Source organism: Hoeflea sp., from assembly GCF_984452065.1.
The window spans coordinates 1-11,304 of the sequence record NZ_CFHWAF010000129.1 but is presented as its reverse complement, the minus strand read 5'-3'; the positions used below and the strand labels follow the sequence as shown (position 1 = coordinate 11,304).

8 protein-coding genes are annotated in these 11,304 nt (G+C 60.8%); 2 read left to right on the top strand and 6 right to left on the bottom strand.

What is annotated here, in order from left to right:
• From AC5E6N_RS19420 to AC5E6N_RS19410, 3 genes are all read right to left on the bottom strand, one after another.
• The coding region (locus tag AC5E6N_RS19420) for a PHP domain-containing protein (RefSeq protein ID WP_491749363.1) at positions 1–755 on the bottom strand (755 nt) is incomplete at its 3' end.
• Positions 752–2,362, bottom strand: a complete 1,611-nt coding sequence (locus AC5E6N_RS19415; protein WP_491749362.1) for a DinB/UmuC family translesion DNA polymerase — start codon at positions 2,360–2,362, stop codon at positions 752–754. The genes AC5E6N_RS19420 and AC5E6N_RS19415, both read right to left, overlap by 4 nt.
• Positions 2,262–3,110: an ImuA family protein gene (locus AC5E6N_RS19410; protein WP_491749361.1), complete on the bottom strand. Its 849-nt coding sequence runs from the start codon at positions 3,108–3,110 to the stop codon at positions 2,262–2,264. The genes AC5E6N_RS19415 and AC5E6N_RS19410 overlap by 101 nt, the downstream gene beginning before the upstream one ends.
• Before the next feature lie 236 nt (positions 3,111–3,346).
• On the opposite strand from AC5E6N_RS19410, the gene AC5E6N_RS19405 reads away from it, so the two are divergent.
• On the top strand, positions 3,347–4,894 hold the full coding sequence (locus AC5E6N_RS19405; RefSeq protein ID WP_491749360.1) for an AbgT family transporter: 1,548 nt from the start codon (positions 3,347–3,349) through the stop codon (positions 4,892–4,894).
• 88 nt (positions 4,895–4,982) lie between these two features.
• Here the strand turns inward: AC5E6N_RS19405 and AC5E6N_RS19400 are convergent, their stop codons facing one another.
• Entirely contained in the window at positions 4,983–5,684 is a 702-nt protein-coding gene (locus AC5E6N_RS19400; protein WP_491749359.1) for a DUF1013 domain-containing protein, read from the bottom strand.
• A 246-nt stretch (positions 5,685–5,930) separates the two neighbouring features.
• On the opposite strand from AC5E6N_RS19400, the gene acs reads away from it, so the two are divergent.
• Positions 5,931–7,880: an acetate--CoA ligase gene (gene acs, locus AC5E6N_RS19395; RefSeq protein ID WP_491749358.1), complete on the top strand. Its 1,950-nt coding sequence runs from the start codon at positions 5,931–5,933 to the stop codon at positions 7,878–7,880.
• A 27-nt stretch (positions 7,881–7,907) separates the two neighbouring features.
• Here the strand turns inward: acs and AC5E6N_RS19390 are convergent, their stop codons facing one another.
• The gene (locus AC5E6N_RS19390) at positions 7,908–9,209 is read right to left on the bottom strand and encodes a class I SAM-dependent methyltransferase (protein WP_491749357.1); all 1,302 of its coding nucleotides are present in this window, start codon (positions 9,207–9,209) and stop codon (positions 7,908–7,910) included.
• 104 nt (positions 9,210–9,313) lie between these two features.
• Complete coding sequence (locus tag AC5E6N_RS19385) at positions 9,314–10,732, bottom strand: pilus assembly protein TadG-related protein (protein ID WP_491749356.1); 1,419 nt, start codon at positions 10,730–10,732, stop codon at positions 9,314–9,316.
• Positions 10,733–11,304: the final 572 nt, after the last annotated feature.

The following is an 11,304-nucleotide window of genomic DNA, read 5'->3' as shown; positions in this document are numbered from 1 at the left end:
GCCACGGCCTGCTCATAGCCCTTGAAGAGACGGCGCATCTCGGCCGCATCGCGCAAATGCCGTTCGGCATTGGGTTCAAGCTGCCGGCCGGCGGAGCGCAGTGTCAGATGCTCGCGTATGCAGGTCACCACATCCTGCAGGAACCGCCGCTCCGGCGCATGATAGAGGACATCGCCGACGGCCAGGAGCGGCAGGCCCGCCTGACCGGCAAGCCCTGCCATGGCCGCGAGCATACGCTGATCCGCAACGCCGTAACGCCAGGAGGCCGCCAGATAGACATCGCCGGCAAAGTGCGCCTTTAACCTCTCCAGACAATCGGGGACGGCAAGCGGCAGGACGGGCGGCGGCAACACGGCCATGATCAGCCCCTCACCGTGATCGATCAGATCGGCCAGCGACAGGTGACACGCGCCCTTGAGCGCACGGCGCTTGCCCGTCGTCAGCAATTCGCACAACCGGCCATAGGCCGCACGGTCGCGCGGCCACACCAGGATATCGGGCGTTGCGTCGCAGAAGACCAGCCGGCAGCCGGGCGCAAAGGCAAGCTTTGCCTCCTTGGCCGCCATATGCGCCCGCACCAGTCCGGCAACCGAATTGCGGTCGGTAACGCTCAGACCCTTGAGCCCGAGCCGCGCGGCCTCGACAACCATCTCTTCCGGATGCGAGGCGCCCCGCAGAAAGGAGAAATTGCTGGTGACGGCAAGCTCCACATAACCGGTTTTGTCATAACCGGTTTTGTCTGGCGGCCCGTTCATGCGAAGAGCCCGTGCATGAACCATTTCGGATGATGGGTCTCGCGCTCGAAGAGCCCCTGACGGAAGATCCAGAACCGGTGGCCCTCTTCGTCCTCGACACGGAAATAGTCGCGGCTGTGGCCGCCGCGCCCGTCGCGCCACCACTCGCAGGCAATGCGCTCCGGCCCCTCCGAACGCACGATCCGGTAGAGCGTGCGCCGCCAGCGGAAACGGATCGGCGCACCGTCCGGCACCTCGGCGACCGCCTCGACCTGCTCGGGCCGCTCAAACAGCACGATCGGGCGGGTCAAAACCGCGACCGTCGTTTCACTGTCCGCAGGTGTGTCGCCGACGGCAGGCAGGAAAGACGGCGCATCGCCGCCGCCCGCCACCTGAGCGAGAAGACCGAAGCTGCGTTCGGGAATATGGGTATCGGCGGCGGCAAAACACTGGACACGGTCCGTGCCGAGACGCGCGCCCAGCTTGTCGACAAGGCTGACGAAGGCTTCGCCGCCGCCCTCGCCGCCACGGCCGAGATCGGCCTGTTCGACCGGCCGCGCTTCACTGCCGGTCACATTCAGGCGGACAAGGTCAAAACCGAAACCGGCGTCGAGATCCTCATGGAAACCGGCAATGCGCTCGCGAAAGAGCATGACGATCCGGTCCGGCTGATAGACCGGGCTTGCGGCGCGCACCGAAATGGTCACGACATGACCGTCGACCCGGAACAGCTTCAGCTCCAGCGCCCGCGCACCCAGTTGCCGCTCATCGAGACGCGGCTTGAGATTGGCGGCAAGCTGCGCGGCCGTGCGCTCGATATCGTCCTGCAGGACAATCGGCTCGGCAAAGACACGCTCCGACGACAATTCGGGCACCGGCAGGCGCGGTGATATCGCTTCCTCCTGCCGGCCAAGCGCCTGATCGAGACGCAACAGGAGCCCGTTGCCGAAACGGGCGGCAAGCGGCGCGCGCGGTAGCGCGGCGATGCATCCGACGGTGCGCAGGCCGAGCTTGCGCAGCATGTCGAGCAATTCGGTTTCCAGCCGCAGCCCGGCAAGCGGCAGATCGAGCAGCATGGTTGCCTGTTCGCCCGGCGCGATCACACCGCCCGTGCCATAACGGGCAAACGCCCAGGCCGCCCCCGGCGTATCGGCAATCGCGGCATATGCCAGAAGACCGGCGGCGCGAAGCCGGGCGACGAGATCGTCACGCATCGCCTCCTCGCCGCCAAACAGATGGGCGCAGCCGGAAATATCCAGAAACAGCCCGGCGCATTGTCCCGCGACATCGTCAGAGAGCTCTTCGACGGCCACCAGCGGCGTATAACGGTCGCACCAGGCGGCAACGGCCTCGAGCAGCGCCGCATCGGCCTTGGGATCGTGATCGAAGACATCGAGATCCGGAAACAGCGCGCGTGCATCGCTCAGTGTCTGCTCGACCCTGAGACCGGCCTTATGGCCATGGCCGTCCAGCGCGACGAGGCGCATGGCATTCTTGACTTTTGCGATCGCGGCAAGGGGCGGGACGTCAGGACGCCCGTTCAAACGCCATGACCTGCCCCATTTGCGGCGCGCCACCCGGTCGGTGGAAAGCTTCGGCAGGGCGATCGACATGATCCGCTGGGACATGTTCAAAACCGTGTCTGTTATGGTTCCATTGAATGGTCCATTGCCCCGTTTGACCATTGCGGTTGCGTTCAAGCACAAGGCCGAGCCGCACAAGCCCGATGCCGTTTTCAAGCTGCGGATCGGCTGCCGACGGCGCCGCACTGACGCGCCATCTGGTTGCCGCCGCATTGGCCTCCTCGTCACCGCCCTGCCGCAGGATGCATACGAAGAGCCCGTTCTGCTGCGCCTTGAGCATCAGCCGCCGTGTCGCCGTCATGTCGAAACCCGGCTGATTGCCCCTGATCTGAAAGACGACGGCGGCAAGCTCGCCGCACTTGGCCGCCTCGTCGCTTGCCCAAAGGGCTGTCTTGAAATCCAGCGGGCGCACCATGAGCAGCCGCGACGGATCGATCCCGAACATGGCAAGCCCGGCGGGAAAGAGCTGGCCACCGTCAGGCCGGCAGGCCGGATCGCAGACCCAGACGATCCGGCCCGTACGATGCTTCATGCATCCGGCAATCAGACCGGCAAGGAAAGCGGAGGCCGCCGCGATATCGCGGGTCAGCGCACAGCGCACCTCATGCAGCGCAAAAACCGGAAACCCGTCCTTGAAGACGGCATCAACGCTATCGACGCCAAAGGCGGCCGCACCGCCCGCTTCCTGCCCGCGCAGCCGTGCATGGCGCGAAAAATCCCCATGACGCCGGTCGATTCTCGACACGGCATCCTGCAATGCCTCCATCTTTTGCCGCACGTGACTGCCCTGCATTGTTCTTCCAGTATAGATTCCAAAAAACAGACCGGGAGTCAAGCAACCGCAGAAAAGTACGGTGGTCATCGGCAATATTGGCAAAGTGACGAAGCGATCATATTGCCGACCGTTGCCTGCTCAATGCGATAACGGTTAAACTGCGGAAGATTCTGCCAAATGCGGCTCTACCGTAGCTTCAAATCGTCCTCTCTGAGGCTGCCGGGAACAACCGGCGAACCCGCACAGGAACAGCAATGAGCGATATCCCCTCCCAGCCCGCCAAGGGCTTCATCGCCGCCATCGAACGAACCGGCAACCGTCTGCCCGATCCGGTCTTCATCTTCATCTGGCTGATCGGCATCCTGATGGTCATAAGCCTGATCGCATCGCTCACGGGTCTGTCGGCGGTCCATCCGGTGACCGGCGAGCCCGTCGACGCAAAAAGCCTGCTGTCGGCGGAAAATCTGCGTCTCCTCGTCACCGATATGCCCACCACATTCACCCATTTCCACCCGCTCGGCTACGTGCTGGTCGTCATGCTGGGCGCCGGTGTTGCGGAACGCACCGGCTTTCTGGGCGCGGCCATGCGCGCCGGCGTCAGCAACGCGCCGAAAATGCTTCTGACACCGATTGTCGTCGCCGTCGGCATGATCGGCAATCTCGCCGCCGATGCCGCCTATGTTGTGCTTATTCCGTTGGCCGGCGTCATCTTCGCCGCGGCCGGGCGCCATCCTGTCGCCGGTATCGCCGCCGCCTTTGCCGGCGTATCGGGCGGGTTTTCCGCCAATCTGTTTCCCGGACAGCTCGACGCGCTGCTCTTCGGCATCACCGAGGCCGGCGCGGAAATCCTCGATCCCGAATGGAACGCCAACATTGCCGGCAACTGGTATCTGATCATGGCGCTGTTCTTCGTCTATCTGCCGGTGATCTGGTACGTCACCGACCGCCAGGTCGAGCCGCGCCTCGGCAAGTGGGAAGGCGGAACCGTCGCCGATACCGACGAGCCCATTTCCGGGCCGCTGACCGACAATGAGCGCAGGGGCCTCACATGGGGCGCGCTGACGATCCTTGCCGTCATCGCCGTGTGGGTTTTCCTGACCATCGGCCCGGGCACTCCGCTGATCGATCACGATGCCCGGCCGGAAGCCCGCATGACGCCGTTCTACCAGTCGCTCGTCGCCGGTTTCTTCTTCCTGTTCCTGCTCAGCGGCTGGGTCTACGGCCACATCACGGGCGTTGTCGCCAATCACCGCGACCTTGTCCGGCTGATGAAGGAATCCATGTCCGAAATGGGCTATTATCTGGTGCTCGCCTTTGCCGCCGCCCATTTTGTGGTCATGTTCGTCTGGTCCAATCTCGGCCTGATCCTGGCCATCGACGGCGCGGAATTCCTGCGCTGGACGGCCCTGCCCGGACCGCTTCTCCTCGCCGGCCTTCTGATCCTGTCGGGTTTCATCAATCTCTTTGTCGGTTCCGCATCGGCAAAATGGGCGCTGCTCGCGCCGATCCTCGTGCCCATGCTCATGCTGCTCGGCATAAGTCCGGAAACGGCCACCGCCGCCTACCGCATCGGCGATTCGGCGACCAACATCATCACACCGCTGATGGTCTATTTCCCGCTCATACTGATCTTCTGTCAGCGCTGGGACAAGGAATTCGGCATCGGCAGTTTGATGGCCGTGATGATCCCCTATTCCATCTGGCTGATGGTCACGGGCGTTGTCATCATCGTCGCCTGGACGGCGCTCAACATCCCGCTCGGCCCGGGCGCGATGGTCGAGTTCACCTTGAGCGGCCGATAGTTGTCGATGACGGTTTCAGCCAGAAAAACGCCGCGATCGCGGGCGCCGGAATATCCCGTTGAGCGCCACTGATCCTGATCGCAATCTCCTACGCGCCTTCGCCCTCGGGCTTGTCCGTCTTCAGCGAATTGAGCTTGGCGAAGACGGCGTCGGCATCGATCTCGTCCTCTTCCTTCTTGGGCGGCGGCGACGTGTCGAAGGCAAAACTCTCCGTCTCCCGCGCCGGAAGCAGCGTCTCGTCCTCGCGCACCACGACCTCCGCCGGCCTGTCCTTTGCGGCCTTCTCGACTTCCATATCGAGGTCGATCTGACTGCACAGGCCAAGCGTCACCGGATCGAGCGGCGTAAGGTTCGCCGAGTTCCAGTGCGTGCGCTCACGGATCTGCTCGATTGTCGATTTTGTCGTGCCGACCAGCCGTGAAATCTGCGCATCGCGCAATTCCGGATGGTTGCGCACCAGCCACAGGATCGCATTCGGACGGTCCTGGCGCTTGGACACCGGCGTGTAACGCGGACCCTTGCGCTTGAGTTCGGGAACATGGACCTTCGGGTTCGACAGTTTCAGCTTGTGCGCCGGATCCGCCTCCGCCTTGGCGATCTCGTCGCGCGAAAGCTGGCCGGTCTGGATCGGATCGAGACCCTTGATGCCCTGCGCCGACTCTCCATCGGCGATCGCCTTGACCTCAAGCGTGTGCAGCTTGCAGAACTGGGCGATCTGTTCGAAGGTCAGCGCTGTGTTGTCGACCAGCCAGACGGCGGTGGCTTTTGGCATGAGCAGTTGTTGGGCCATGGGAATAAATGTCTCCTGTCCGCCCGCTCCGGAGCGCGGGCCGTGGGTATCTCCACATTTTCCGGGAATTGGCGCTTCTATAACGCCGTTCATCGCAAATTGCAATCTGACAGCCGATCGCACCGCCTATCAGCCCATTAGTCTAATTGCTCTTGAAAAAACACCTGTTATGAAGAACACAACGTGCGTGCGGTCCGCGACTGCCCCGGGAGATAGCAGACCGGGCCGCCAACGGAGGAGGATTGGATGAGTGAAAAGACCCACAAGGTGCTCAAGGCTGCAAGGAAACGAGCACTGATCGACAACGATACCTATCTCGATTGGTATCGCCAGAGCACCAGGAACCCGGACAAGTTCTGGAAGAAGCACGGCAAGCGGATCGACTGGTTCAGGCCTTACACCAAGGTCAAGAACACCTCCTTTTCCGGCAAGGTCTCCATCAAGTGGTTCGAGGACGGGGTCACCAACGTCTCCTACAACTGCATTGACCGTCACCTGAAAAAACGCGGCAATCAGGTGGCGATCATCTGGGAGGGCGACAATCCCTACGACGACAAGAAGGTCACCTATAACGAACTTCACGAACAGGTTTGCCGTCTCGCCAACGTGCTGAAGGCGAACGGCGTCAAAAAAGGCGACCGCGTAACCATCTACATGCCGATGATCGTCGAGGCGGCCTATGCCATGCTCGCATGCGCGCGCATCGGCGCCATCCATTCGATCGTGTTCGGCGGCTTCTCGCCGGATGCGCTTGCCGGACGGATCGTGGATTGCGATTCAACCTTCGTCATCACCGCCGATGAAGGGCTGCGCGGCGGCAGGCCCATCCCGCTGAAGGAAAACACCGACAAGGCGATCGAGATCGCGCAAAAACAGGGCGTGAAGGTCGAAAACGTACTGGTTGTCCGGCGCACCGGCGCCGATATCGACTGGTCGGACAAACGCGACATCTGGTATCACAAGGCGACACAGGCTGCGAAATCGGACTGCCCTCCGGCAAGGATGAAGGCAGAGGATCCGCTCTTCATCCTCTACACCTCCGGCTCGACAGGCAAACCCAAGGGCGTGCTCCACACGACCGGCGGCTATCTCGTATACGCCTCGATGACCCACCAGTATGTTTTCGACTACCACGACGGCGACATCTACTGGTGCACCGCCGATGTCGGCTGGGTGACGGGCCACTCCTATATCGTCTACGGACCGCTCGCCAACGGCGCGACGACGCTGATGTTCGAGGGCGTGCCCAATTACCCCGATGCCGGACGCTTCTGGGATGTCGTCGACAAACATCAGGTCAACATCTTCTATACGGCGCCGACCGCGATCCGCGCCCTGATGGGCGCCGGCGATGATTTCGTCACCCGCTCCTCGCGCAAATCCCTGCGCACGCTGGGCTCGGTCGGCGAACCGATCAATCCGGAAGCCTGGGAATGGTATTACAACATCGTCGGTGAGAGGAAATGCCCGGTCGTCGATACCTGGTGGCAAACCGAGACCGGCGGCATCATGATCACGCCCCTGCCGGGCGCGACCGATCTGAAGGCCGGCTCGGCGACCCGCCCCTTTTTCGGGGTTCAGCCCCAGCTTGTCGACGGTGACGGGAATGTGCTGGAAGGCGCGACCGACGGCAATTTGTGCATCGTCGATTCCTGGCCCGGACAGATGCGTACGGTCTATGGCGACCATGAGCGCTTTGTTCAGACCTATTTCTCCACCTACAAGGGCAAATACTTCACCGGTGACGGCTGCCGGCGCGACGATGACGGCTATTACTGGATCACCGGCCGCGTCGATGACGTCATCAACGTTTCCGGTCACCGTATGGGAACGGCCGAGGTCGAATCGGCGCTGGTTGCCCATGACAAGGTGTCGGAGGCCGCCGTCGTCGGTTACCCGCATGACATCAAGGGGCAGGGCATCTACTGCTATGTCACCTTGATGGCGGGCGACAAGGAAAGCGACAGCCTGCGCAAGGAGCTGGTCGCCCATGTGCGCAAGGAGATCGGACCGATCGCCTCACCCGACAAGATCCAGTTCGCACCGGGTCTTCCCAAAACCCGCTCCGGCAAGATCATGCGCCGCATCCTGCGCAAGATCGCCGAGGACGATTTCGGCTCCCTGGGCGATACGTCAACGCTCGCAGACCCCGCGGTTGTCGACGATCTGATCGAGAACCGGCAAAATAAAAAGTAGAACCGGAAGGGCACGCGGCCCCCTTTTTCACGCTTCCCGGTAAAGATCGGCGCGCGTCGGCGGCAGGCCGCTGGGGCCGCGTCTCTTGTGCGACACCAGTGTCTGGTAGATCAGCGCGGTGTTGCGTTCGAAGGCGATCGAACAGGCGCCGAGATAAAGCACCCACATGCGTGTCTTGACCTCGCCCGCCTCCGCCACGGCCTCCTCGTAGCGCGCCAGCAGCCGATCGTGCCAGTGCCGGCAGGTGCGCTGATAGTGCTCGCGCCAGTTCTCCACATCGTGCACCTCGAAGTGGAACTGCTCGAACGTTTTGACCGTGTTGCCGATATGGTCGAGCTCGCCGCCCGGAAAGATATATTTGGTCAGAAGCTTGAAGCCTTCGTTTTTCTTGCGGAAGGTCTTCTCGTCCTTCTTCATCGGGCGGGTGATGGCATGATTCAGGAACAGGCCGTCCGGCTTCAGTATCCGCTTGACCGTACCATAGTAGGTCGGATTGTTCTCAAGACCGATATGTTCCTGCATGCCGACCGAGACCACCTTGTCGAACTGGCCCTGAACGGTTGCGTAATCGGCAAGTTCAAATTTGACACGGTCGGAAAGACCGAGTCGCTCCGCTTTGGCTGTTGCATAGGCGATCTGCTCTTCCGACAACGTCACGCCCAGCGTGGACACACCGTAATTCTGAGCGGCGTAGATACAAAGCGCTCCCCAGCCGCTGCCGATATCAAGCATCGTTTCGCCCGGCTTGAGCCGCAGTTTGCGGCAAATCATCTCGAGCTTGTCGCGCTGCATGCGGTCGATGTCATTGTCCCAGTCAGTGCAATAGCCGCAGGTGTAGACCATCTCCTCGTCAAGCCACAGCGCATAAAAGGCGTTCGAGACGTCGTAATGATACTGGATGTTCTTTTCGTTTTCCTCGCGGCTGCCGTCGCTCGGCCTCTCGTCCGCCTGGTTCTCAAGCGGCCAGGGACCGCCCCGGCTGACAAACAGGAATTTGCGCAGCGCATTGAACACCAGCCATTTGCTCAGCTTGCTGCGGATGTCCCGGGTCCGGACTTTCGGCTTCTGCGCCGTCAGGTCGAAAAGATCGCCATTGACGAGGTCAATGCGCTTCGACACCCAAAGGTTCAGCAATGTCTCCATATTCGGCTTGCGCATCAGCCCGGAGACAATGCCTTCGTCGGCAAGCCTGATCGCAAAGGCGTCGGCCGGCAGCTCCTCCGGAACGGTCGACCCGTCCCAAAGGATAAATCCCACGTCGATCTGCATCACGTCACGTGCATGCCCAAGAAGTCTGCGCAGCGACTTCGCCCTGCCTTTGGCACCCATATTCGCGCTCCGGTCGATCGGTCGAGGTTCGGCGAAACTAGGGCATCGGGCGGCAAAGGCAACAAAAAACCGGCCGCACAGGCGGCCGGTTTTTGTGTCGAAACCTATTGGATGAGACGCAAAGTCTGAATGGTGCGTGCAATTTTCTCATAGGTTTCCCTGAGCTCGGCGTCGGTTTCGGGCTCGTAGTGATAGGTCACATCACCCTCATCCGGTGTTGCGCAGTTCTTCAGCATATCGATGGCCGCCGAGTTTTTGAGCTTGAAACCGACGGTGAAGATCTTGATTTTGTCGCTCTTCACATTGTCGCAAAGATTGTCCGTGTGCGTCTTGGACGTCGATGCCTGTTTGATGGGTTCCCAGCCCCCGCGTTTGACGTCCGCATAGGCGGTGTTGAACTGACCATCCGTCATCAGGATGATGTATTTCTGCAGATCGTCATCGGCAATCGGATCGCCGGGCTTCGAGCCTGCCGGCAGATAATCGGCCCAATTCGGCGACAGCGTGTACCAGGCCCATTGCAGCCCGATATGTCCGGCGGTCGAACCGCTGGCGCCGAGGCTGTTGATACGGTTTTTGAGAGCCGTTTCGTCCCTGCTGAGCGGCATCATTGCTGCGGACGGGCACCAACTGGTCTTCAGCCGCGAATCCCGCGGCAGCATGGCCGTGCCCGGATGCGCGTCCGTATATTGGAAATTCGTGCCGCTTTTGGGCTTCTTGCGGTCCGTCGCGCAATGATCTTCGGCAACTCCGTCCTTGGGCTTGATATGCTTCTTGTTACCGGTCTTCAGAAAATCCGATATGTCATAACCGGTGCCTGTCGCCTCATAGAGCGCTGCATCAAACGCTGGTGCCGCGCTCTTTTTGAACGGAAAATCCAGATACACATATTTCGACAGGTCACTGCCGACATTGACCGCATAACTGTAGGGCACGAGGCTGATGCGCACTTTGGTGTCCGTCGGCGAGTTGACGCTCAGAAGTTCTTCGACACCCAGATTGGCCGCCTGCTTCAACGCCGTGATCTTCGGACCCTTCATGGATCCGGTGATATCGAGCACCATTGCCACTTCGATATCGGAGATACCGTAGGTGGCGGCCGACCGGCTGCCGACAATCTGTTTGTCATTTGCCGTGCCGACCGACAGGAACCTCAGATCCTGATGGAAACTCGCCTGGGCCGTCACGGTGTTCGCCACCGGATCGATCGTGACGTCGTCGAGTTTGAACCGACTTTCCGCGATGTTTTTCACGCCGATATTGGCAGTAAAGACCTGCTCGAGATAGCTCGCGGCCTGCGCCTGCGTGATATCGCCAATTGAAAGCGCCCGCGCGGTTGCCAGTGTCGCTGCATCCAGCGAATTGGTCACACGCGTCTTCATGTTGATCGACTGCGCATATTCGACCGAAAGGCCAATCGTCAGGAATATCGCAGCGGTCGCCAGACCGAACATCATCAGGAAATTGCCGTTCTCGTCGCGCTGGAATTTCCTGCCCACAGCGCCCAGTTTTTCCTTGTTCATGACCATCTTTCCCATCAGATCGGATCGTTTACACCTGCCGCCCCGCCGCCATCTGGACAGCGGCGGGACACCAGTGATCGCGAATTATGGGCATCACAGCCTTGAAACCGGATTAAGAATTATGCTTGCAATTTAGTTAAATGGCCAAGCGTCTGTATTCCTTTATTTTTCTGAAGAATAAAGGGCAAAGACCTCGTGGTGGAGCGCGGCTTGACCCCGCCACCGGGACGAAGTTCCGAAGACGGGCAGGGCAACTCTCAATGTCACCTCTGCCCGATATCGGCGGGAACAGGCTCCCGTCCGCGAACGAATCTGCGGCGAAAAACCGTCATCGCTGCGCCGGAGCTGTGTTTTTCGAGACACCTTTCGAGAATGCCTCCGGATAGAATTGGCATTCAAAACATGGCTAGAGCGCGTTGTGATTAGATTGAAGCATTTGATGGCGGAAAATCGGTTCACTCGGCAAGGCGCGTCGCGCAGCGCGATGTGGTGCATCGGGCAAGCGGGGCAACACAGCCGATGGGCCGATTTGCCGCCACCCCTGAAAGGACTGTCGTGTTGAAATTCAGAGA